We start from the raw sequence: 22,754 nt of genomic DNA on the forward strand, positions 1-22,754 counted from the left end.
TCGACGCCCAACCCCCTCCAGCGCACCATGGCGCGGGAGGGGGCGATGGAAGACACGGGAAGGGAAGCCACCGGAAGGAACGCGATCGTCCGGCACTGGCTGGAGACGGCGGGCCGCAGCACCAGGCATATGGCGCGGGCCGGCGGGCGGGCGGTGCTCGACCTCGTGCTCCCGCCCACCTGCATCTCCTGCCGCGCCATCGTCGCCACCTCCGGCCCCCTGTGCGGCCCGTGCTGGAGCCGCCTGCGCCTCATCGAGCGGCCGTTCTGCGAACGCCTCGGCACGCCTTTTCCCTTCGAGGCCAGCGAAGGCCGGCTGTCGGTGGAAGCCATCACCGACCCGCCCGCCTTCGACCGCGCCCGTGCCGCCACCCTGTTCGGCCCGGTGTCGCAGGATCTCGTGCACGGGCTGAAATATGCCGACCGGATGGACCTCGCCGTGCCCATGGCCCGGATGATGGCCCGCGCCGGCCGCGAGCTCCTGGCGGAGGCGGACGTGCTTATTCCCGTGCCGCTGCATCCGCTGCGGCTGTGGCGGCGGCGCTTCAACCAGTCCGCTTTGCTCGCCCGGCACCTGTCCCGCCTCAGCGGCGTGGAGACCCGCACCGAGGCGCTGGTGCGCCGCCGGGCCACGCCGTCGCAGATCTCGCTGACCCGCGCCGAACGCCGCGCCAATGTCGCGGGCGCCTTCGCCGTTCCCGATCGCCAGGCCGGCGCGGTGGCCGGACGGCGCGTCCTGCTGGTAGATGACGTTTTTACAACCGGAGCTACAGTCGATGCCTGCGCTCGGACACTGCGCCGGACCGGCGCTTCCGGCATAGACGTCCTGACGTTCGCGCGGGTTGTGGAAGCTGGCTGACCCAGGCTATCATGCGACGCTTTCGTGACGTCACATACGTCGCGACGAGGATCTGCATGAAATCGATCGTCATCTACACCAAAAGTTGGTGCCCCTATTGCCATGCCGCCAAGGAATTGCTGCGGCGAAAGGGCTGGACCTTCACCGAGATCGACGTCACCACCGATCCTGCCGGCCAGCAGGAGATGTCGAAGAAGGCAGGCGGTCGCACATCGGTGCCGCAGATCTTCATCGGCGAGACCCATGTCGGCGGCTGCGACGATCTCTATGCGCTGGAAGATGCCGGCCGGCTGGATGCCCTGACGGCCGCCTGACACCGCCGCCGGCCCATACCCGCGCCCGTGCTTGCCTCTTTCAGCCGTCCGTGAGATGGACGCAGCAGCGTCCTCTCGTCTCTGAGGCCCGTCATCCCGCGACCGGCGAAGACGTCACCCTCGTGTGAGCCAGACCGATGAACAGCACCTCCAAGACCGGGCGCCTGCGCGTGGGCCTCGTGCAATTGCGCACCGGGCGAAACGTTGCGGCCAATATCGAGCTTGCCTCGGCCCTGATCCGTGAAGCGGCGCGCGACGGCGCGCGCTACGTCCAGACGCCAGAGACCACCAATCTCATGGAAATGGACCGCGCTGTGCTGTTCGCCACCCTCCAGGAGGAGGCCGCCGACCCAGCCCTCGCCGCCTTCCGCGCCCTGGCCCGCGAGCTCGGCATCCATCTCCATATCGGCTCGCTGGCGGTGAAGGTCTCCGAGAACCGGGCAGCCAACCGCGGCTTCCTGATCGGTCCCGACGGCGACATCGCCGCCCGCTACGACAAGATCCACATGTTCGACGTGGACCTGCCCAATGGCGAGAGCTACCGCGAATCCACCGCCTACCGTCCCGGCGAACGGGCGGTGCTGGGCGCCGTCGGCGACGTCACGCTCGGCATGAGCATCTGCTACGACCTGCGCTTCCCAGCCCTCTACCGGGCGCTGGCGGAAAGCGGCGCGCAGGTGCTGACCGTTCCGTCCGCCTTCACCCGCCCCACCGGCGAAGCCCATTGGCACATCCTCCTGCGCTCCCGCGCCATCGAGACCGGCACCTATGTGCTCGCCGCCGCCCAGGGCGGGCGCCATGAGAACGGCCGCGAGACCTATGGCCACTCGCTGGTGGTCGATCCCTGGGGCCGGGTCATCGCGGAAGGCGGCACCGATCCCGCCGTCATCCTCGCCGAGCTGGACATGGCGGAAGTGGAGGCGGCCCGGGCGCGCATCCCCTCGCTGCGCCACGGCCGCCGCTTCGAGATGGCGGAAGGCACGTCGAGCCATCTGCATGTGGTGGGGGCCTCGTCGTGATCCGCTACACGCTCAAATGCGTCCAGGACCATACGTTCGACAGTTGGTTCCCCTCCTCCGACAGTTTCGACGCGCAGAAGACCCGCGGCCTCGTCGCCTGCCCGACCTGCGGCACCACCGAGGTGGAGAAGGCGATGATGGCGCCCGCCGTCACCCGCGGCGACAAGCGGCGGCCCCGCGCCACCGAAGCCGCGCCGCCCCAGGCCGAAGCGCCCGCCACCTCCGTCGCCATCATGGGCGAGCAGGAGGAGACCTTCCGCAAGCTGCTTCGTGAACTGCGGGACCACGTGACCCGCAATGCGGACTATGTCGGCGACAGTTTCGCCGATCTCGCCCGGCAGATGCATGACGGCACGCTGGAGCACCGCTCCATCTATGGCGAGGCGACATCCGAGGAACTGAAAGCGCTGCGCGAGGACGAGGTGGAGGTCTTCCCCCTTCCGGTGCTGCCGGAAGACCGCAACTGACGCTGCGCCACAACCGCGCCGCGCGGGACGCATCCAGCCTGGATAGATAGCGATGCGCGACCGGGCTGCCGCTTGGGCAGCCTTCGGCCCATGGGGCGCATGGGCCGAGAACGGACCGGCATGGCCTCACCGCCTGCGAGAGGGGCCATTTCATGCGAAGTGCCCGCCAGATCGGAGGTAAACGCCATGCCCCGACGCTCGCCAGGGATGCGTGACTGGCCTACCCCCCCACAAGTGGCATCTCGACCGCAGGCCTCGCCCCAGGAGGCCGCTTGGGGAGTGGTGCCAGCCCGTGACTGAATGAGGCTGGCGACCCGCCCGGTGCTGCCAGCGCTTGGGACTTGCCATGTACGTCTTGCGTCTCGCCCTCCTGTCGGCCGTCATCGGCCTTGGCTCGCTCAACGCGGCCAACGCCCTGACCATCGATCTCGGCTTCATCCAGATCAACATCGGCGGCGGGTGGTGGCCCGGCCGCGGTGGTGGCGGTGGCGGTGGTGGCCACGGCGGCGAGGATCATGGGGGCGGCGACGACAACAACGGCGCACCGGCTCCCGTGGCGGCCGCCGGCCTGCCCCTTCTCGCCGCCTTCGCCGCCTACAAGGCGTTCAAATGGCACCGTCGCCGCTGATCGCCCGGCCGGCCCAGCGCTTCGAGCCGCGACGCAAGGACCTCTTCGCCGCGCTCGCGACCCTCGGCTTCGCCAACGGCCTCGTCATCCGCGTCAGCGATAGCGGCCTCGCGCGGGGCTGGACGGCCGCGCTGATGGACACGTTCGACATCAGTCCCATCGTGTGGGTCGCCATGGCGATGGCTGTGGCCCGGCTCCGGGAGGGCGGCGACGAGCGGGCGTCCCGCCCCGACATGGCCGTCGGCCTTCTCTGCCTCGCGGCCTGCCTTGTGCCGGTGGCGCAGGCCAGCTGGCTCGCCATGACAGGCCTCGGCCTCTATCTGGCCTGGGCCCCGGCGCGCGAACCGGCCCTGCGGGATGGCGGCCGGCTGCTGCTGGCGATCACCATCCCCATGCTGTGGAGCCGCCTGCTGCTGTCGGCCTTCAGCGGTCCCGTCCTGACGGCGGAAGCCGCCCTCGTCGCCTCTCTCGTCGGCACGGAGCATGTGGAGAATGCCGTGCTCTATCCCGGCGGCTCCGGCGTGCTGTGGATCGCCCCCACCTGCTCGTCGCTCGTCACCGTTGCGCTGGCGCTGCTTTGCTGGGTGGCGTTCATGGTGGGAGCCCGCAGCCCCTGGTCCGCCCGGGCCGCCGGCTGGGGCCTGCTCGCCTGCCTGGCGGCCATGGCCCTGAATGTGGCCCGTCTCGCGGTCCTGGCGCTCAATCCCGCGGAGCACGCCGTCCTCCACGGCCCCGTGGGCAACGCGGCGATGAACTGGCTGACCACCGCCGCTTTGCTCGCCGTCTGCTGGGTCGGTGTCCGCCGCCTCGGCGCCGGCCACCGTGGCGTGGATGCACCCGACAGGCCGACTGCCCTGCCCGCTCCAGCTCCGGCGCCGACACGGCTCATGGTCTTCCTCGCCATCGCGCTGTTGGCCGGCGTCGCGCTCAAGCAACCCGGCGCGGCCCCCGACGCGGCACCGGACCCCCGGCAGGCCAGCATCGAGGCGACCATGGATTTCCTCAACCGCAACGGCCTCGCCGTGCGGCAGCCCAGACGCGACCTCGATCTGGCGATCCTGCGGGGAACGGGACCGGACGGCTGCCGGCTCGCCGTCGCCATCCTGGCGCCCCAGGGCTGGCATGTCGGCGTGGTGCGCCACATGGCCGGCCCGCAGGACGAGGTGTTTTTCGTCTATTCCGGGACGGTCTCGGAAAGCCAGCCGGTCTGGCGGACCCGCCTTGATCTCTACGAGGCCCTGCTGTTGCGCCGCCTGGGGCTCACGCCCGCGCACCGCCCGGTGCTGGGCGTCGTCGCCGACCGGGCCTGCCGGGCGAAATCCCTGCCCTGGGGCGAGCTTGCCACCCTGCCGGACGGCGGCGCCGGCTGAGACGCACCGGCCGCCCTCAGCGCGCCGGCGTGGCCACCTGGAAATAGTTCACGTCGGTATCCGCCGCGATCCGCCATTCCCCACGCAGCGGGTCGAACACCATCCCCGCCAGTTCGCTCACCTGGAAGCCCGCCGCCGCAAGGCTCGCCTCCAGCTCGTCGGGGGTGATGAACTTGTCCCAGCGGTGGGTCCCGCGCGGCAGCCAGCGCAGGATGTATTCCGCCCCGACGATGGCGAGGGCGAAGCTCTTGGGCGTGCGGTTGAGGGTGGACACCACCATGACGCCGTTGGGGTTCACCATCTCCCCTGCCCGGCGCAGGAACAGGCCCACGTCCGCCACGTGCTCCACCACTTCCAGGGCCAGCACGACGTCGAAGCGCTCGCCGGCGTCCGCCAGTTCCTCGGCGGTGCCCTGGCGGTAGTCGATGTCGAGCCCGCCCTCGGCCGCATGGGCCTTGGCCACCTCGATATTGCCCGGCGCGGGATCGACGCCCACCACGTGCGCGCCCATGCGCGCCAGCGGCTCGCTGAGCAACCCGCCGCCACAGCCGATGTCGAGGATGCGCAGCCCCTTCAACGGGCGCAGTGCCCGGCCGTCATGGCCGAAATGGCGCACCAGCACGTCGCGCACGAAGCCGAGCCGCACCGGGTTGATGGCGTGCAGAGGCGCCATCTTGCCCTTGGGGTCCCACCATTCGGCGCCGAGCGCGTCGAAGCGAGCCACTTCGGACGGGTCGATGGTCGCGTTCGCCTGCATCTCAACGCCTCCTTGATCGGGACAGGTCTACGCCCCGGCCGGGGCCGCCACAAGGCGAGGCGCCGGGCGTGCCGGCCTCAGCCGCGGACCATGCCGACGACGTCCTTCACGTCGCGGATAGTCTGGTCGGCGATCACCCGCGCCCGGTCCGCGCCGTCCGACAGGATGGCGTCGATGGCCGCCACGTCGTCCATCAGGCGCTTCATCTCGCCGCCGATGGGGCCGAGCTTGGCGACGGCGAGGTCCACCAGCGCCATCTTGAAGGTGGAGAACTGGCCGCCGCCATATTCGCCCAGCACCGCCTGCTTGGTGGTGTCGGAGAGCGCCGCATAGATGCCCACCAGATTGTCCGCCTCCGGCCGCGCCTTCAGGCCCTCTTCCTCGGACGGCAGCGGCTCGGGATCGGTCTTGGCCTTGCGCACCTTGGAGGCGATGGCGTCCGCATCGTCGGTGAGGTTGATGCGCGACATGTCGGAGGCATCCGACTTCGACATCTTCTTCGCGCCGTCGCGCAGGCTCATGACGCGGGTGGCGGGGCCGGCGATCAGCGGCTCGGTCAGCGGGAAATAGCCCTCGCCATGGCCGGTGGCGGCGATGGAGGGGGCGAAATCCACGTTGAACTTCTGCGCGATGTCGCGCGTCAGCTCCAGATGCTGCTTCTGGTCCTCGCCCACCGGCACGCGGGTGGCGCGATAGAGCAGGATGTCGGCCGCCATCAGGCTGGGATAGGCGAACAGGCCCAGCGAGACGTTCTCGCGGTCCTTGCCAGCCTTCTCCTTGAACTGCGTCATGCGGTTCATCCAGCCCATGCGGGCGACGCAGTTGAAGATCCAGGCCAGTTCCGCATGACCGGACACCTGGCTCTGGTTGAAGACGATATGGTCTTTCGGGTTGATGCCGCAGGCGATGAAGGCGGCCGTGACCTCGCGGGTGTGGCGCTTCAGCTCGGCCGGGTCCTGCCAGACCGTGATGGCGTGCAGGTCCACCACGCAATAGATGCAGTCGTAGCTGTCCTGAAGCGCCACGAACCGCTTGATGGCCCCGAGATAATTACCGAGATGCAGATTGCCGGTGGGCTGGACACCGGAGAAGACGCGTTCCGCGACCGCCGCCATTGGCGACCTCCTGAAGGACGGCGCCCCTGCGCCATCCGCATGATGACGGCGGCCCTCGCGAGCCCGCCTGAAGGATGAGGCCGCGTCATGCCAGCCCCCGCCCCGCGATGCAAGGGCGCACGGTGTCCCCCTCAGGCGATGCCGTCGAGGAAGGCCTGGATGGCCGCGTGGGACGCCTCGTCCCAGAGCAGCGGGGCATGCCCCTGGTCCGCGACGGAATAAACCGCGAGGCCGGGATGGCGCGCCGCCATCTGCGCCACCGTCTCGCCGGACAGGATGTCGGAGAGCGCGCCGTGAACGACCATCATCGGCACCTCGACCAGCGCGTCGAAGGCGGGCCAGAGATCAGGGGCGGGCTTTGCCGGATCGAAGGCGCGGAATGCCTCCTCCAGCGCGGCGTCATAGGCGAGGCGCGGCCGGCCGCCGTCGTCGCGATAGATCTGGCGGGCGTAGCGTTCCCACTCATCGTCCGACAGCGCGGGAAACAGGGCGCCCTGCGCGCCCTTCAGATCCGCCACCAGCCCCGGCCAATCTTCGGGAATGGGCTTGCCCACATAGCCGGCGATGCGGGTGAGGCCGGCCGCCTCGATCACCGGGCCGATGTCGTTGAAGATGGCGCCCGCGAACAGGCCCGCTCGCTTCAGCAGGGAAGCGAGCATCAGCATCACCAGCCCGCCGCGCGAGGTGCCCAGCAGCACGGCGCGGGAGATGCCCAGTTCCGCCAGCCCCCGCAGCGTGTCCTGGGCTTCCTGGAACGGATTATAGCTGGCGACGGGACCGTAGGCCGAGCCGCCGCGGCCGCGGAAATCGAGCGCCACCACCTGGCGGGGGCGCTCGGGATGGCCGGAGAGCGCTTGCGCCAGGGCTTCGAAGTCCCGCGAATTGCGCGTCAGGCCCGGCAGCAGGACGATGGGAGGAGACGCCTGCGGCTCGCCCCACACACGCCCGAAGAGGGCAAGGCCGTCCGTGCTCGGATAGGCGAAATACCGTGGCTCAGCCATGTCGTCCTCCGCTGCGGGCCACCCCTGGGTGCCCCGACGCTACACTGCCCGCCGGCGGCGAAACGCCAGCACGACGAGGCCATAGCTCACCATGCCGGCCGCGACGAGCCCGGCAAGTCGGAGCAGCCCCGCGAGGCTCTGAGACGCGGGTGCGGGCCAGACCGCGTCGAGACCGGCCACCACCAGGGCCATGAACCCGCTGGCGCCGAACAGAATCAGCGCCTGCCGCCGAAGCGGAGCATCGAGCACGATGAGGCCCCGCCGGGCCAGCAGCAGCAGCATGGCGAGCGCGCTCCCCGTGCCGCAGATGGCGATCCCGGCCGCGCCCGCCGCCGGGCCGAAAGCCGCATTCAGCCCTGCCGCCAAGACGAGGCAGGCCGCGAGCGAGGCGAGCCCCACCCGCTCCACCGGCGCCGTGAGGCCGTGGGTCAGCGCCGTGGCGGCCAGCACCCGCTCCAGCCCCTGCGCAGGCAGGGCCAAGGCCAGCACGGCGAGCAGCCGGGCGGTGGCGCGGCCGTCCTCCACCGTGAAGCCGCCGCGCTGGTAGAGCACGGCGACGATGGGATCGGCCAGCAAAGCGAGGCCCAGCGCCGCCGGAAGCGCAAGGCCGAGCGCCGCGACGAGGGCACCCGACGCCTCGCGCCCCGCCCCGCGCCCACCGGCCGCCAGCAGCGGCACCAGGACGGCGCCGGCGCTGGCACCGACAAGGCCGAGCGGCAGGTCCACCAGCCGCTGGGCATAGTTCAGCGCCGACACGCTGCCGGGATCGGCCGAGACGACGGCGGCGACGATGATCAGGCGCAGTTGCGCCAGCCCGGCGAACAGCAGCGCCGGCGTGCTGGCCCGCATCACCGCGCGGGCACCGCGCCAGTCGCCCTTGAGATCGCGCGGCGCGGCGGGAAGGGCGCGAGCCGCCCGCACCATCAGAGCCAGTTGCGCCACGCCCGCCGCCACCGTCGCCAGCGCCACGGCCTCCGCCGCCGTGGCGGTGGCGATCAACCCCTGCGAGGCGATCACCACGATGGCAGCCAGAACCACGATATTGGCCAGGATCGGCGCGAACGCCGGCAGCGCCACCCGCCCGCCGGCATTGGCGAGGCCGCCATAGACCGCCGCGGCACCGGCCAGCGGCAGATAGACCAGGGCGATGCGCCCGCAAGCGATGGCGAGATCGGCGCGCGGACCACCCGCCTCGAAGCCCGGCGCCAGGATGCGGATGAGCGCCGGCATGAACAGACCACCGAGAATGGCGAAGCCGAGCAGCAACGCGGACAGCACGATCGACGTGGCGGTGGCGAGCCGCCGCGCGCCCGCCGGGCCGCCCGTCGCCTCGGCCCTGGCCAGGGCCGGGATAAGCGCCGCGTTGAAGGCGCCCTCCGCCAGCAGCCGCCGCGCCAGCAAGGGCAGGGCCAGCGCCGCCATCAGCGCATCCGCCAGCGGCCCCGCTCCGAGCACCGCCGCCGTCCCGGCATCCCGCGCAAACCCGAGCAGGCGCGAGCCGAGCGTCGCGGCGCTGACGATGGAGGCGCGGGTGAGGGAGGCGGGCGGAACGGGCAGGCGCATCAGCTCAAGTGGCGCGGAACGGCCCCTTCTGGCAAGTCGGCCCGGCGGCCGGAGCCCGCTGGGATGAAAAGCAAAACGCCCGCACGAGGCGGGCGTTTCGATGTCGATCCTCGGGCCCTCACGCCTGCGGCTGGGGCTCGGCGCTGCCGGGCGAGCCGCCCGGACGGGGGCGGTTCTTGCCGGCGGTGGGAACCGTCGGGCCGCGCGGGTTGGCAGGCTCGATCACCGTGTCGCGCACCGGCGGCTTGCCGTCGAGCAGGTCGATGATCTCGTCGCCGCTGAGGGTCTCGTATTCCAGCAGGCCGCGGGCCAGGGTTTCGAGAGCGTCGGCCTTCTCAGTGAGGATGCGCTTGGCCTCGATATAGCCCTCGTCCACCAGCCGCCGGACTTCCTTGTCGATGGTCTGCGCGGTGGCTTCCGAGACGCTCTGGGTGCGGCCCATGGACATGCCCAGGAACACTTCGTCCTGGTTGTCGCCATAGGCCACCTGGCCGAGCTCGTCCGAGAAGCCCCAGCGCGTCACCATCATCTTCGCGAGGCGGGTGGCCTGCTCGATGTCGGAGGCAGCGCCCGAGGTGACCTTGTCATGGCCGAAGATCAGCTCTTCCGCCACGCGGCCGCCCATCATGATGGCGAGGCGCGAGGTCATCTGCTCGTAGGACATGGAGAGCTTGTCCCGCTCGGGGAGCTGCATGACCATGCCCAGCGCGCGGCCGCGCGGGATGATGGTGGCCTTGTGCACCGGGTCGGTGGCCGGAACGTTGAGGGCGACGATGGCATGCCCGCCTTCGTGATAGGCGGTCAGCATCTTCTCCTCTTCGGTCATGACCAGCGAGCGGCGTTCCGCGCCCATCATCACCTTGTCCTTGGCGTCCTCGAACTCGCCCATGGTGACCATGCGCTTGTTGCGCCGGGCCGCCATCAGCGCCGCCTCGTTGCAGAGGTTGGCGAGGTCCGCGCCGGAGAAGCCGGGGGTGCCGCGGGCGATGACCTTGAGGTTCACGTCCGGGGCGATCGGGATCTTGCGGGCATGGACCTTCAGGATCTGCTCGCGGCCGACCACGTCCGGGTTCGGCACCACGACCTGGCGGTCGAAGCGGCCGGGACGCAGCAGCGCCGGGTCGAGCACGTCCGGACGGTTGGTGGCGGCGATGAGGATGATGCCCTCGTTCGCCTCGAAGCCGTCCATCTCCACCAGGAGCTGGTTGAGGGTCTGCTCGCGCTCGTCATTGCCGCCGCCGAGGCCGGCACCGCGGTGGCGACCCACCGCGTCGATCTCGTCGATGAAGATGATGCACGGGGCGTTCTTCTTGGCCTGCTCGAACATGTCGCGCACGCGGCTGGCGCCGACGCCCACGAACATCTCCACGAAGTCCGAGCCGGAAATGGTGAAGAAGGGCACGTTCGCCTCACCCGCGATGGCGCGGGCGAGCAGCGTCTTGCCGGTGCCGGGGGGGCCGACCAGCAGCACGCCGCGCGGGATGCGGCCGCCGAGGCGCTGGAACTTCTGCGGGTCGCGCAGGAAGTCCACGATCTCGGTGAGGTCGCTCTTGGCTTCGTCGATGCCGGCCACGTCCTCGAAGGTCACGCGGCCGTGCGCTTCCGTCAGCAGCTTGGCGCGGCTCTTGCCGAAGCCCATGGCCTTGCCGCCCGCGCCCTGCATCTGGCGGGACAGGAAGATCCACACGCCGATCAGGGCGATGAAGGGCAGCCAGGACACCAGCAGGCTGACGAACCACGGCACATTGTCCGACGGCGGACGCGCGGTGATGGCGACGCCCTTGCCATAGAGGCGCTGCACGAGGGAGGGATCGTTGGGCGCGTAGGTCTGGAACTGGCGGCCGTCGGTGAAGGCGCCCGAGATGTTCGGACCTTCGATCACGACGTCGCGCACCCGGCCCTGGTCCACGTCCGACAACAGCTGGGAGAACGAAATGTCGTTCGCACTGCTCCGCTGCCCCGGGCTCTGGAAGAGCGAGAACAGCGCCAGCAGCAGCAGGACGATGATTACCCAAAGGGCAAAATTGCGTAGGTTGGCGTTCATTGGTCCCTCATGGGGCGCCGCGTGACGTCGCCGAGAAAGGTGCATTGGGCCGTCAAGCCCCCCTCCTCGCGCCGACAAGTCCCGCCGCGTCCTCCCGTAATTTAGGGGTCGCCCCCTTCCTTGCCAAGGACGAGCGCTTGCGGAAGCGCTGAATTTGCCGCGAGGCTGTCCACCGCTGCCTGCCGCGATGGTGCCGTAGCGATACTCAAACTACCTTGCCTGAGGGTGACCACGGCCCCGGCCAATGTCCGGCGAAGCCGCATGCCCTGGGCATCCGCGCCCTGCAGCGCCTCGAACAGCCGCTCGGCCTTGGCCAGTTCCGCCGGCCCCTCGGAGGCGCAGGCGGTCACCGCGCGGACCAAGAGCCGCAGCCCGATTTCCTCAGGCAGGGCGAAAAAGCCGGGCGCGTCGAGCCGGATGCCGGTATCCGCCGACCAGGGGCCCAGGCCCAGCTCTTCCTGCGCCCTGTGGGTCGCCGCCTCCAGCGCAGCATCTGCCCGGCCGGCGCGGCGGGCCAGCAGCGCCAGCCGCTCGGCGTCCAGGCCCTCCTCCTCCAGCACCGGCGCCAACGCGCGCAGGCGAGGGCGGGCAAAGCGCGGGTCCTCGTTGCTGGGATCGCGGGCGAAAGGCGTGCCCGAAGCCTTCAGGGTCGCCACCAGGCGCGCCTTCGGGGTGGTCAGGAACGGGCGCAGGATGGCAAGGCCGCCGCGCTGCGACACCGGCCGCATGGCCCCGAGCCCGCCGATGCCGGACCCCCGGCACAGGCGGAACAGGACCGTCTCGGCCTGATCGTCCAGCGTATGGGCGAGGGCCAGAGCTTCCAGGCCGTTTTCCCGGGCGAAGGCGCGCAGCAGGCCGTAGCGCTCGTCGCGCGCCGCTTCCTGGATGCCGGTGCTCGGCTTCGGCCCCCGCCACGGCAGCACCACGTGCGGCAGCCCGATGCGCTCGCACAGCGCGCCGACTGCGGCGGCCTCGGTGTCGGAGCCGGACCGCAGCCCGTGGTCGACCGTGGCGACGAAAAAGCTCGGCCCCTCCAGCTGGGCATAGCGCCAGTTGCGCGCCAGCAGCAGCATGGCCGTCGAATCCGGGCCGCCGGAGACGCCGAGCAGGATCCGCGAATAGCCGCGAAAGCCGGCGAACAACGGCTCAAGATCGTCGTCGATCAGGGGGGCGGCGCGACCGCGCTCAGCAGCCTGCACGTTTCTGCTCACGTTCGACCGCCTGACGCAGGTTGGACGTGGCGCGCGGAAATTTGCGGTCCACTTCGGCAAAGGTCGCGCAGGCGGCTTCCCGCTCGTTGAGGGCAACGAGCGACTGGCCGAGCCGCAGCAGCGCATCGGGCGCCTTGGTATAGTTGGGATATTTGGTGGAGACCTGGAGGAACTGCTCGGCCGCCTCCTTATAGGTCTGGCGCAGGTAGAGGCTCTCCCCCAGCATGAAGGTAGCGTCCGGGGTCAGGCGGTCTCCGGGATAGGCCTGGAGGAACTGGCGGAACGTCTGCTCGGCGGCCGGATAATCCTGCCGCTGCACATAGGAATAGCCAAGGTCGTAGAGATCCTTGGGCGTCGAGGCGGGCAGCGCGGTCGGCTGGGCCGCCGGCCGCTGACCGGCGCCGATATCGAGCGGCGCGCCGGTGGGACGCGGCGGCGCGGCCGACGCGCTGGCCGGCGAGCCGAGCGGCTGGGGCACGCCCGGCGCGGCCGGGTCTTCATTGGGGTCGAACGCATCCGAGCGGCGGCCAGTGGGCGCGGTGGCGGCAGGCGCGGGGATCGCCGGCCGCGGCGCGACCGGGGCAGCAGCCGTCGCGGGCGGCGGGCCGCCGGCACGGGCATTCAGCTGCTGCTCCAACTGCTGGTTGCGATACTGAAGCTGCTCGATCTGACCCGTCAGTTGCCGCAACTGGTTCTCGATGCGCTCGATGCGCATCAGCAGTTCACTTTGTTGGTTGGCAACCGCGTCGTTCTGAACATTTGCCGGCGGCTTGAAGATGTCGCCAAACAGCCCGCCACCGGACTGCTGCGCCGACGCCGGCCCGGACAGGGCGGCAACGCCGGCAATCACCAGGACAATCTTTAAAAAGCCATTCCGATTCATGGCACCGCTGCTGGAAGACCCTGGGGGCAAGTACATGGAAGTGCCTCGCGAACTGAGCACCTTAGGCGTTTGATCGCGTCCAAAGTGTGGCCCCCTACCGCAGCGCACACCGTAGAAAAACGAAAAGCCGGCGTTGTTTGCGCCGGCTCCATAGCATGAAATCGTCGTGACATTGGAGGTAATGACCGCATCATGGTCAATCTGGCCTGAACGGCGGGACATGTCCCGCCGTCCTCAGTCCACGCCAGCCCGCACGGCATCACCGCCGGGCCGGCGCCGTCCTCAGCTGGTGGGGTTCAGCACCGTCACAGCGCGACGGTTCTGCGACCAGCAGGAGATGTCGTTGCACACCGCCACCGGCCGTTCCTTGCCATAAGAGATGGTGCGGATGCGGGCCGCGTCGATGCCGCGCGAGACCAGATAGTCGCGCGCGTTCTGGGCACGGCGCGCCCCCAAAGCGATGTTGTATTCGCGCGTGCCGCGCTCGTCGGCATGGCCCTCGATGGTGAAGCTGTAGCGGCTGTACTGCTGCAGCCACTGCGCCTGCCGGTCGAGAATGGCCCGGGCCTCGGGAGAGAGGTCCGTCTGGTCGGTGTCGAAGAACACGCGGTCACCGATCGAAACCACGAACTCCTGCGGCGAACCGGGAGGGCCGCCCGCGCCGCCCATACCGGCTCCGCCGTTGGCATTGGGATTGTTGGCGCAGGCCGCGAGTGCCAGAACCACGCCAATCATGGCGGCGAACCGGAATCCGCGTGCGAAACCCAAATGAAGCATTCCGGTGTCTCCCTTCCTGACTCAGCCCGGATGATGTCCTGCGAGCCGGACCTCAACGCTGCGGTGAGGCCGCCGGCTCATCGAATGAAAGAGCGACCCGTTCATCAGCGTGCGTTGCAAGCTCATGACCGTGCTCTAGCAGCCGCTTGGTTAAGCGGAGGTTCCGCCCTTCCGCGCATTCCCTCCGCGAGCCGCGCCTGGCGGCGCATCCGGCTCACGACTGTGATTTATGGTTTTCAAATCCTGAAGGGGCGCGCACTGGCGCGAGAGGCAGACGGCGTCCCGGATGCCCGGCGCGACACAACCCTGCCGGGCGCGGCTAGCAGTGGGCGTGGCCGATGGCGTCATCAAGGCAAAGCCGTGGGCTCACGGCGGCGATGGCGTTTGCCGTAGGCTGTGGCCGAGCGGCAACAGCGCGGATCACGAGCGCAAGGGCGACCAGGCCGGATCGGAGGCGTAGCTCGGGGTCGGCACGCGCTGCTCGTTATAGCCGGTGACGTCGATGGTGAAGAGGTTGGCGCCAGCAGCCCCGGGCGGATCGCGGAAGAACATGATCACCCGGCCGTTCGGCGCGAAGGTCGGCCCCTCGTTGTGATAGCCCTCGGTCAGCACCCGCTCGCCCTGGCCGTCCGGGCGCATGACGCCGATGGCGAACTTGCCCTCGGCCTGCCGCGTGAAGGCGATGACGTCGCCGCGCGGCGACCAGACCGGCGTATTGTAGCGCGCATTGCCGAACGAGACCCGCCGCTGGTTCGAGCCGTCGGCATTCATGATGTAGATCTGGGACGAGCCGCCCCGGTCGCTCTCGAAGCAGATCTGCCGGCCGTCCGGCGAATAGCACGGCGCGGTGTCGATGGCCGGGGTGTCGGTGAGGCGCGTGGTCGCCTTGGAGCGCAGGTCCATGACGAAGATGTTGGAATTGGCGCCCTGCTGCAGGCTCATGATCACCCGCTGCCCGTCCGGCGAGAAGCGCGGCGAGAAGCTCATGCCGGGGAAGTTGCCGACGATCTCCCGCTGCCCGGTCTCGATGTTGAGCAGATAGACCCGCGGGTCCGACTGCCCGTAGGACATGTAGGTGATCTCCTGGCTCGTCGGCGAGAAGCGCGGGGTCAGCACCAGGCTGTCGCCGCGCGTGAGATAGGTCACGTTGGCGCCGTCCTGGTCCATGATGGCGAGGCGCTTCACGCGCCGGTCCTTGGCGCCGCTCTCGTCCACGAACACGATGCGGGTATCGAAATAGCCCTTCTCGCCGGTCAGCCGCTCATAGATGGCGTCGGCGATGATGTGGGCCACCCGCCGCCAGTTCTCCGGCTGGGTGAAATACTGCTGGCCCATGAGCTGCTGGCCGGCGAACACGTCCCACAGGCGGAATTCCGCCTTGAGCCGCCCGTCGCCCTGGCGCGTGACGCGGCCGGTGACGAGGCCCTGGGCGTTGATGACGCGCCAGTCCTGGAAGCGCGGAGCGGTGTCCGGATTGCTGATATTCTCGACGAAGGCCTTCGGATCGATGGGCGAGAACAGGCCCGAGCGCTTCAGGTCGGCGCTGATGACGCCGCTGATCGCTCGGCCCTGCTCCACCTCGCCGACGAAATCGGTGATGGCGATCGGGATCGGCTGCGGCGTGCCGGAGGTGATTTCCAGCTTCAGCGCCGCCTGGGCGGCACCGCCGGACAGGGCGGACGCGCCGGCGAGGGCGGCGCCGCCGGCCAGAAGAGAGCGGCGCGACATCCCGCCAAGGCCGGCAAAGCGATCAGACAGCAAGCGGGAGAATTCGGTCATTGGGTTCTTCTCGGTTGATCCGCGTGGCCGAGCATGTCTCTCAGGCTGAAGCCCAGCTCGATGTCCTTCCAGACATTGTATTTGTTCGCCGGAAGGAAGCTGTAGGGCGCACAGCGGATGATTGCGCGCATGGCGCTGTCGGCGAAGGCGGGGCCATAAGGGGAGGAGGCCGGGGTCACGCCCGCGAGCTGCGGGGAGACCGCCAGCGAGCCGTCGGGCTTGAACGACACGGTGACGGCCGCGCGCAGGTCGCTCGCCTCGGAGGCGCCGGCCGGCGGGCTCCAGCAGGACTGGATGCGGGCACGCAGGGCGTCGATCTCGCTCTGTGAGAGCGTCTGGGCATCGCCGCGCGGCGCGCCGAGGGCAGCGGTCTGCGACACCGCCTGGTCGGCGGCGGCGTTGCGCTGCGGCGTGCGCTTGTCCAGCAGAGCCGCGATCTTGTCATAGTCGAGCGGCCGCTCCTGCGGCTTGGCGTCGGCCGCGGTGCGGGTTGGCTGCGGCGGCGGAATGGCGGGCTTGCGCTGCGGCAGCGGCGGAGGCGGCGGGGTCTGCGCCTCCTGCTTCTGCTGATCCTTCTTGGGATCCGCCTTCAGGCCCTCGTCGGCCTTCTGCTCCACCTTCGGCTCCGGCGGCTTCTCCGCCTTGGGCGGAGTCGGGGTGGGCTTCGGCTCTTCCACCTTCGGGGTCGGCGGCGTCGGCTTGGCCTCCTCCGGCCTGGGCGGGGCAGGCGTGGGCGCCGGCGGGGGAGGCGGAGGCGAGTTCGGCTCCACCTCCTGCTTGTCCGACACCTTGAGGTTGGGATCGTTCACGGGCTTGGGGGCATCAACCTTCTCGGCGACCACTTTCTTGGTCTCGGTCTTCTTGCCCTTCTCGTTGCCCTTGGTCATCTGCGAGAGGTCGGACGCGGAAATCACGTCCACATTGATGGGATCCGGCTGGGGCGTGTCGAAGGGGCTCGGCGCCGCGAAGGACACCAAGGCTAGGACGATCACGCCCCCATGGGCGAGGGTCGATGCGGTAAGACCGACGCGCATCTTGATCCGCTTCAGCTCCCTTGCTCCGTCTCGGTCACCAGCGCCACCTTCTTGAAGCCAGCGGCTGAAAGGCGCCCCATCACCTGCATCACCGTGCCGTAATTCACCGTCTTGTCGCCGCGCACGAAGATGCGCTCCTCATAGCCGTTCTGCGCGATGGCCTGCAGCTTGGCGACCAGCTCATCGAGCTTGATCTCGGTCTCCTGCAGGAAGATCTGCCCCTTCCCGTTCACCGAGATGGTCAGCGGGTCCTTGTCCTGGTTCATGGACTTGGCCTGGGTCTGCGGCAGGTCCAGCGGCACGCCCACGGTCAGCATGGGCGCGGCCACCATGAACACGATGAGCAGCACCAGCATGACGTCCACCATGGGCGTCACGTTGATCTCGGCCATCACCGCGCCGCTGCGACGACGCCGCGACCGCCTGCTCTGCCATGCGCCCCCGGCGCCTCCGCCCATGCCCATGATCGCTCAGCCCCGCTCGTCGATCTGCCGTGACAGGATGGCCGAGAATTCGTCGGCGAACCCTTCCAGGCGCTGGGCCTGGCGCCCGGCCTGGGAGACGAACTTGTTGTAGAAGATCGTCGCGGGAATGGCCGCAATGAGGCCCATCGCCGTCGCGAACAAGGCTTCAGCGATGCCCGGCGCCACGACGGCGAGATTGGTGTTCTTCGAGGCGGCGATGGCCTGGAACGAGGTCATGATGCCCCACACCGTGCCGAACAGGCCGACGAACGGACCCGCCGAACCCACCGTGGCGAGCACCAGAAGACGGTTCTCCAGCCGCTCCACCTCGCGGGCGATGGTCACATCCATCACCTTCTCGATGCGCTGGTTGAGGCCGGTGAGCGATTTCGCGCCGCCCTCATAGGTGCGCTTCCACTCGCGCATGGCGGCGACGAAGATGGCGGCCATGGCCTGGTTGGGCCGGCCAGCGAGGGATCGATAGAGGTCTTCCAGGCTCTGGCCGGACCAGAACACCTGCTCGAAGCGGTCCATCTCCTCGCGGGTGCGGCTGTACAGCAGCGTCTTGTCGATGATGATCGCCCAGACCCAGACGGAGGAAGCCACGAGGCCGATCATCACCAGCTTGACGACGAAGTGCGCCTGCAGGAACAGGCCGATCAGGGAGAAGTTGGCGCTGGGAGCCGGCAGGGCCGTCGCGCCCATGTCGGCTTGCGCCCACGCGCTGGACGCGGCGAGCACAAGCAGCGTCGCCAGCGTCGGAATCCATTTCTTCATCGACGCCCCCGCGCCCGGATGGCTGATTTCATCTTCATTCCTCGGCTGGCCCGACCGCGCGATGGCAAAGAGCGCCGGTCCCCGTCCTCTTTGGCAAAGGCCCGCCGCTGCTCTTTCCAGGCGGACTCTGTCCAAACTTGGGCGATGGACTGCGACGCAGCATGCCGTGATGCGTCGCGAACCTACCGTCATTAAGCTTAAGGGAGGGTTAGCGCTGCGGTGCAGCAGCACCGGCGAGGATCGTGGCGTCCTCCAGGGTCGCCCGCCGAAGCGCATCAGGAATGCGCGTGGCGCGGCCCTGCGAGACGAAGGCGACCCGCACCAGCGCTGAAACCAGGACCTCGTCGCCCCGGTTCACCGACTGGGCGAGCGTGATGGAGGCACCCGCCACGTCCTTGGACAGGGTCACCACTTCCAGCACGTCGTCGATCCGCGCCGGCTTCCTGAAGTCGATCTGCATGGAGCGCACGACGAAGTGAAAGCCCGGCGCCTCGGCGGCGGCCTCGGCAAACAGTTCGCCCTGCACGACGCCCAGCAGGCGCATGTAATCGGAGCGGCCGCGCTCCATGAACTTCAGGTAGTTGGCGTGGTAGACGATGCCGGAGAAGTCAGTGTCCTCATAATAGACCCGCAGCGCCAGACTGTGCCCCCCGGGGATCAGGTGGCCGGCCAGATGCGGATGGGCTTCGCGCTCACCGGGCACCGTGGCGCGTTCGCCGGAAAGGTCAGTCTTCATCCAGAGATCCTTGCGCAGAAGGTTTGCCGCGGAGAACCGGCGGCGCCCGGTCCGTTCCGGCCGCAGGCCGCGTCCGCCTCAGCGATCCGCGCGCATGCGGCGCATCGCGACCGTGTCTAATCACCTTCGTCGAACAGCGGCAAGGCGCTCGCCGGCCGCTGCGGCTCGGCAAGGCCGAGATGGCGGAACGCGCCGGAGGTCAGCATGCGGCCGCGCGGCGTGCGCTGGATGAAGCCCTGCTGCACCAGATAGGGCTCGACGATCTCCTCGATGGCGTCGCGCGGCTCGGACAGAGCCGCCGCCAGCGTCTCGACGCCCACCGGCCCGCCACCGTAGTGCTGGGCGATCACGCTGAGATAGCGCCGGTCCATGGCATCGAGGCCGGCCGCATCCACGTCGAGGGCCAGCAGCGCCTGGTCGGCGATGGCGCGGTCAATGGCCTCGGCACCCGCAACCAGGGCGAAGTCGCGAACCCGGCGCAGCAGGCGCCCGGCGATACGCGGCGTGCCGCGCGCCCGCCGCGCGATCTCCCGCGCCCCCTCGGGCACGATGCCGATGCCGAGCACGCGCGCTCCGCGCGTGACGATATATTCAAGCTCGTCCAGCGTGTAGAACACCAGCCGCACCGGGATGCCAAAGCGGTCACGCAGCGGCGTCGTGAGCAGCCCCGAGCGGGTGGTGGCGCCGACGAGCGTGAATTTCGGCAGCGAGATCTTCACCGAGCGTGCCGCCGGCCCCTCGCCGATCACCAGATCCAGTTCGTAGTCCTCCATGGCGGGATAGAGGATTTCCTCCACCTGCGGCGCGAGGCGATGGATCTCGTCGATGAAGAGCACGTCGCGCTCTTCCAGATTGGTGAGGATGGCGGCAAGGTCGCCGGCCTTGGCGATCACCGGGCCGGAGGTGGAGCGGAAGCCGACCCCCATCTCGCGGGCCATGATCTGCGCCAGCGTGGTCTTGCCGAGGCCGGGCGGGCCCACGAACAGCACGTGGTCCAGCGCCTCGCCTCTCGCCCTGGCCGCCTTGATGAACACTTCCAGATTCGAGCGCGCCTGCGCCTGCCCGACGAAATCGGCCAGCCGCTGCGGCCGGAGCGTCGCATCGGCCTCGTCCTCAGGACGCGGTTCGGCGGTCATCAGGCGGGGAGGTGTCATGGGGCCTTGTGCCATCGCGAGTCGGCGGATTCTAGTCTGTTCGTGCTGGGAGGGCCACGCAGGATCGGCGCGGGCACCGCCGCGACGTCATGCGGCCGGCGCATCCAGCACCGCCCGCCAATGCGTGAGTCGCTCCTTCAGGAGGCGGCCGCGCACGTAGGCGACATCCTCCTCGGGGAGGACTTCCAGGATCTCCAACCTGAAGCTCTCCGCCCCATGACTGAGCCACGCCGCCTGCATGGCCGGGTTGGTATGGGAGCCATGCCGCAACGTGAACCAGATCCGGTTGCGGATCATGTCGAGATTCGGCGCTGCGCCGATCCACGGGGTGGGGACCGCCGCGCACCGCACCGCATAGATGCCGGCCGGCACCTTGCGCTCCCTGTACGCGGCAATGGCCGCCTTTCTGTCTTCACGGTTCATGGGTTGCCTCCTCAATGGCGACTATTTATACCCGGATTAAATTGCATTCCCATATTTATCTGGGTAAAATTTGCTTCGCCCCGTCGAGGACCTCGCATGACCCTGCCCCGCCCCCATTCCTGCACCGCATTCGCGGGACAGCACCGCCTCGCCTCAGGAAGCCTGCTCGACGTCGCGCTGGCCATCCGCGCAGCCCAAGCGAACGGCACCACCGCCACCCTGCTGGCCTTCGACGACGCCAGCGGCCGGGTCATCGACCTCGACCTGCGCGGAACCACGGCGGAACTTGCGGCCCGCTTCGACGCGGCTCCGGCGGTGGACGGTGACGATCCACCGCCAAGCCCGCGGAGCCGGGGACGGCCGAAACTGGGCGTGGTCGCGCGCGAGGTCACGCTGCTGCCGCGCCATTGGGAATGGCTGTCGGCGCAGCCGGGCGGAGCGTCGGTGGCGTTGCGGCGGCTTGTGGAGGCGGCAAGGCGCACCGACGCCCCGCAGCAGCAGGTGCGGGCGGCGCAGGAGGCCGCGTACCGCTTCATGTCGGCCATGGCGGGCGACCTGCCCGGCTTCGAGGAGGCGACGCGCGCGCTGTTCGCCGGCAACCGGACGCAGCTGGAACAGGAGACCGCAGGCTGGCCGCCGGATGTGCGTGCCTACGCCCTGCGCCTCGCCTTCGACCCGACCAGCCCGCATGTGGTCGGCACGGCGCCGTAGGCACGCGGGCGGCAGGCGTGGCTTTTCCCGGCTGACGCCGGCGTGGTGCTATTTCGCCAGTTCCCGTAGGCCGAGGCGGATCAAGGTCTCCGCAGTGGCGCCCTCTCCGGCGCCGCGAGCGGCGGCGGCGATGGCCGCGTGGGCCTGGGGCATGGCATAGCCGAGGTTGACCAGGGCGGACACCGCATCGGCCGCCGCGCCGCCCGCTGCTTCCGCCGCTCCCACGTCCGCCGCGAGGCGGGCGAGCGCCGGATCGGCCGAGGCGAAGCTCGGCATCTTGTCCTTCAGCTCGGTGACGATGCGCGTGGCGACGCGCGGCCCCACACCCGGCGCCCGCGCCAGCGCCGCCTTGTCGCCGAGCGCCACCGCCTGGGCGATGTCCGACGGCTTGAGGGTGGAGAGGACGGCGAGCGCGGTCTTGGTGCCGATGCCCTGGATGCCCTGGAGCAGGCGGAACCACTCCCGCTCACCCTCGCTGGTGAAGCCGAACAGCCGGATCTGGTCCTCGCGCACGTGCGTCTCGATGAACAGCACGGCCGCCTCGCCCTCCCGCGGCAGAGACTGAAGCGTGCGCCCGGAGCAATGCACCAGATAGCCCACGCCATGCACGTCGAGGATCAGATGGTCCTCGCCGGTGCTGTCCACCACGCCCTTCAATTTGCCGATCATTGTGTCCCGTCCGTGCCGGCCTCAGCCGAGCGAGCCCCAGAGAAGAACCAGGGTGGCGATGATGCCGAGCCCCGTGCGCACCATGTGCAACTGCCCCCAGATGGCAATCAGGCGCACGCTCTCGGGCCCGGCCTTGCCGTCGGGAATGGCCATCAGCCGCCGGTTGGTCGGCATGATGCCGATGAGCGTGAACGGCCAGTTGGCCAGCAGCAGCACGCCGCCCGCCAGGAACCGCCAGCTCCCCGACGCGGCGAAGGCCGCCATGCCGAGCAGAAAGCCCGCCAGCGCCAGCGTCGCCTGCATGGCGAATCCCCGCGCATAGGCCGGCTTCCACTGCGCCAGCATGGCGCCGGGGGCCAGCCGCAGGCGGGCGGGCTGCTCGGCGACATTGATATAGAAGGCGGCACCGGCGAACAGGGCCGCATCCACCAGGGCAAGTTGGCCCCACACCATCTCCATTCCCCTCCCCGGGCCGATCCCCGCCGCCATCCTACAGCGCGGCACGCCGCAGTGCAGCGGCGCCGCGATGATGCGCATGGGTGATGGCCACGGCGAGCGCGTCGGCCGCATCCTCGGTCTCGGGCGTGGCCTTGGGCAGCAGCACGCCGATCATCATGCGGATTTGCGCCTTCTCCGCCCGGCCGGCGCCCACCACCGTCTTCTTCACCAGCAGCGGCGCATATTCCGCCACCGGCAGGCCCACCTGCGCCGGCGCCAGCATGACCACGCCGCGCGCCTGCCCGAGCTTGAGTGTGGACGCGGGGTTCATGTTCACGAAGGTTTCCTCCACCGCCGCCTCCTGCGGCAGGTGGCGGGCGAGCACCTCGGATAGTCCGCGATGCAGGATCGCGAGGCGTTCCGCCATGGGCGCCGCCTCGGGAGGAAGGATGGTGCCGCACGCGACGTAGGACAGGCGCGAGCCCTCCGCCTCGATCACGCCCCAGCCCGTGCGGCGCAGTCCCGGATCAAAGCCGATGATGCGAATCATGCCTGTTGCCAT

General features: G+C 69.6%; 25 protein-coding genes. 7 read left to right on the forward strand and 18 right to left on the reverse strand.

What is annotated here, in order from left to right; genetic code table 11:
* Window positions 1-45: 45 nt before the first annotated feature.
* The 6 genes from YU1_RS0111420 (at window position 46) to YU1_RS0111445 (ending at window position 4,656) form a co-directional block, all read left to right on the forward strand.
* Window positions 46-858: a ComF family protein gene (locus YU1_RS0111420; protein WP_245263300.1), complete on the forward strand. Its 813-nt coding sequence runs from the start codon at window positions 46-48 to the stop codon at window positions 856-858.
* 56 nt (window positions 859-914) lie between these two features.
* Window positions 915-1,172: a glutaredoxin 3 gene (grxC, locus tag YU1_RS0111425; protein ID WP_029004181.1), complete on the forward strand. Its 258-nt coding sequence runs from the start codon at window positions 915-917 to the stop codon at window positions 1,170-1,172.
* Between the two features lie 137 nt (window positions 1,173-1,309).
* Window positions 1,310-2,191: a carbon-nitrogen hydrolase family protein gene (locus tag YU1_RS0111430; protein WP_051356766.1), complete on the forward strand. Its 882-nt coding sequence runs from the start codon at window positions 1,310-1,312 to the stop codon at window positions 2,189-2,191.
* A complete protein-coding gene (locus YU1_RS0111435; RefSeq protein ID WP_029004183.1) occupies window positions 2,188-2,658 on the forward strand; it encodes a DUF1178 family protein in 471 nt (156 codons plus the stop codon). The genes YU1_RS0111430 and YU1_RS0111435 overlap by 4 nt, the downstream gene beginning before the upstream one ends.
* A gap of 346 nt (window positions 2,659-3,004) precedes the next feature.
* Complete coding sequence (locus tag YU1_RS29085) at window positions 3,005-3,286, forward strand: hypothetical protein (RefSeq protein ID WP_035715002.1); 282 nt, start codon at window positions 3,005-3,007, stop codon at window positions 3,284-3,286.
* Window positions 3,268-4,656: a hypothetical protein gene (locus YU1_RS0111445; RefSeq protein WP_029004184.1), complete on the forward strand. Its 1,389-nt coding sequence runs from the start codon at window positions 3,268-3,270 to the stop codon at window positions 4,654-4,656. Before YU1_RS29085 ends, YU1_RS0111445 begins: the two co-directional genes overlap by 19 nt.
* 16 nt (window positions 4,657-4,672) lie before the next feature.
* Here YU1_RS0111445 and ubiG read toward each other — a convergent pair whose 3' ends face one another.
* The 15 genes from ubiG to YU1_RS0111520 all read right to left on the reverse strand — a co-directional run bounded on the left by ubiG (window position 4,673) and on the right by YU1_RS0111520 (window position 20,374).
* Window positions 4,673-5,413, reverse strand: coding sequence for a bifunctional 2-polyprenyl-6-hydroxyphenol methylase/3-demethylubiquinol 3-O-methyltransferase UbiG (gene ubiG, locus YU1_RS0111450; protein ID WP_029004185.1), 741 nt, complete (start codon window positions 5,411-5,413; stop codon window positions 4,673-4,675).
* A 77-nt stretch (window positions 5,414-5,490) separates the two neighbouring features.
* Window positions 5,491-6,528 carry a tryptophan--tRNA ligase gene (gene trpS, locus YU1_RS0111455; RefSeq protein WP_029004186.1) on the reverse strand — a complete coding sequence of 346 codons (1,038 nt, stop codon included), beginning with the start codon at window positions 6,526-6,528 and terminating at the stop codon, window positions 5,491-5,493.
* Between the two features lie 131 nt (window positions 6,529-6,659).
* Window positions 6,660-7,529 (reverse strand): alpha/beta fold hydrolase, encoded by an 870-nt coding sequence (locus tag YU1_RS0111460; protein ID WP_029004187.1) that lies wholly within the window; start codon window positions 7,527-7,529, stop codon window positions 6,660-6,662.
* A gap of 39 nt (window positions 7,530-7,568) precedes the next feature.
* Window positions 7,569-9,092: a murein biosynthesis integral membrane protein MurJ gene (gene murJ / locus YU1_RS0111465; RefSeq protein ID WP_035715003.1), complete on the reverse strand. Its 1,524-nt coding sequence runs from the start codon at window positions 9,090-9,092 to the stop codon at window positions 7,569-7,571.
* A gap of 118 nt (window positions 9,093-9,210) precedes the next feature.
* Window positions 9,211-11,136, reverse strand: coding sequence for an ATP-dependent zinc metalloprotease FtsH (gene ftsH / locus YU1_RS0111470; RefSeq protein WP_029004189.1), 1,926 nt, complete (start codon window positions 11,134-11,136; stop codon window positions 9,211-9,213).
* Window positions 11,137-11,237: 101 nt separating this feature from the next.
* Window positions 11,238-12,347 carry a tRNA lysidine(34) synthetase TilS gene (gene tilS, locus YU1_RS34725; RefSeq protein WP_051356767.1) on the reverse strand — a complete coding sequence of 370 codons (1,110 nt, stop codon included), beginning with the start codon at window positions 12,345-12,347 and terminating at the stop codon, window positions 11,238-11,240.
* On the reverse strand, window positions 12,322-13,230 hold the full coding sequence (gene ybgF / locus YU1_RS0111480; protein ID WP_029004191.1) for a tol-pal system protein YbgF: 909 nt from the start codon (window positions 13,228-13,230) through the stop codon (window positions 12,322-12,324). Before ybgF ends, tilS begins: the two co-directional genes overlap by 26 nt.
* A gap of 282 nt (window positions 13,231-13,512) precedes the next feature.
* Window positions 13,513-14,007, reverse strand: a complete 495-nt coding sequence (gene pal / locus YU1_RS0111485) for a peptidoglycan-associated lipoprotein Pal (RefSeq protein ID WP_029004192.1) — start codon at window positions 14,005-14,007, stop codon at window positions 13,513-13,515.
* Window positions 14,008-14,427: 420 nt separating this feature from the next.
* Window positions 14,428-15,735, reverse strand: coding sequence for a Tol-Pal system beta propeller repeat protein TolB (gene tolB, locus YU1_RS0111490; protein ID WP_035715065.1), 1,308 nt, complete (start codon window positions 15,733-15,735; stop codon window positions 14,428-14,430).
* 47 nt (window positions 15,736-15,782) lie between these two features.
* Window positions 15,783-16,820, reverse strand: coding sequence for a hypothetical protein (locus tag YU1_RS29090; protein ID WP_156922074.1), 1,038 nt, complete (start codon window positions 16,818-16,820; stop codon window positions 15,783-15,785).
* A gap of 11 nt (window positions 16,821-16,831) precedes the next feature.
* Complete coding sequence (tolR, locus tag YU1_RS0111500; protein WP_029004194.1) at window positions 16,832-17,284, reverse strand: protein TolR; 453 nt, start codon at window positions 17,282-17,284, stop codon at window positions 16,832-16,834.
* A gap of 6 nt (window positions 17,285-17,290) precedes the next feature.
* Complete coding sequence (gene tolQ, locus YU1_RS0111505) at window positions 17,291-17,989, reverse strand: protein TolQ (protein ID WP_035715070.1); 699 nt, start codon at window positions 17,987-17,989, stop codon at window positions 17,291-17,293.
* A gap of 280 nt (window positions 17,990-18,269) precedes the next feature.
* Window positions 18,270-18,797, reverse strand: coding sequence for a tol-pal system-associated acyl-CoA thioesterase (gene ybgC / locus YU1_RS0111510; RefSeq protein ID WP_051356769.1), 528 nt, complete (start codon window positions 18,795-18,797; stop codon window positions 18,270-18,272).
* Between the two features lie 116 nt (window positions 18,798-18,913).
* Complete coding sequence (ruvB, locus tag YU1_RS0111515) at window positions 18,914-19,951, reverse strand: Holliday junction branch migration DNA helicase RuvB (protein WP_029004197.1); 1,038 nt, start codon at window positions 19,949-19,951, stop codon at window positions 18,914-18,916.
* 87 nt (window positions 19,952-20,038) lie between these two features.
* Window positions 20,039-20,374, reverse strand: coding sequence for a GIY-YIG nuclease family protein (locus YU1_RS0111520; RefSeq protein WP_029004198.1), 336 nt, complete (start codon window positions 20,372-20,374; stop codon window positions 20,039-20,041).
* Between the two features lie 96 nt (window positions 20,375-20,470).
* Between YU1_RS0111520 and YU1_RS0111525 the strand changes: the two genes are divergently transcribed.
* On the forward strand, window positions 20,471-21,085 hold the full coding sequence (locus YU1_RS0111525) for a DUF2239 family protein (protein WP_029004199.1): 615 nt from the start codon (window positions 20,471-20,473) through the stop codon (window positions 21,083-21,085).
* Between the two features lie 48 nt (window positions 21,086-21,133).
* On the opposite strand, the gene ruvA is transcribed toward YU1_RS0111525, so the two are convergent.
* From ruvA to ruvC, 3 genes are read right to left on the reverse strand one after another with little or no spacing between them, the layout of a single operon-like run.
* Window positions 21,134-21,754: a Holliday junction branch migration protein RuvA gene (ruvA, locus tag YU1_RS0111530; RefSeq protein ID WP_029004200.1), complete on the reverse strand. Its 621-nt coding sequence runs from the start codon at window positions 21,752-21,754 to the stop codon at window positions 21,134-21,136.
* Window positions 21,755-21,775: 21 nt separating this feature from the next.
* A complete protein-coding gene (locus tag YU1_RS0111535; RefSeq protein ID WP_029004201.1) occupies window positions 21,776-22,207 on the reverse strand; it encodes an anthrone oxygenase family protein in 432 nt (143 codons plus the stop codon).
* 37 nt (window positions 22,208-22,244) lie between these two features.
* The gene (gene ruvC / locus YU1_RS0111540; RefSeq protein ID WP_029004202.1) at window positions 22,245-22,754 is read right to left on the reverse strand and encodes a crossover junction endodeoxyribonuclease RuvC; all 510 of its coding nucleotides are present in this window, start codon (window positions 22,752-22,754) and stop codon (window positions 22,245-22,247) included.

The organism is Azorhizobium doebereinerae UFLA1-100 (assembly GCF_000473085.1).
Lineage (GTDB): Bacteria > Pseudomonadota > Alphaproteobacteria > Rhizobiales > Xanthobacteraceae > Azorhizobium > Azorhizobium doebereinerae.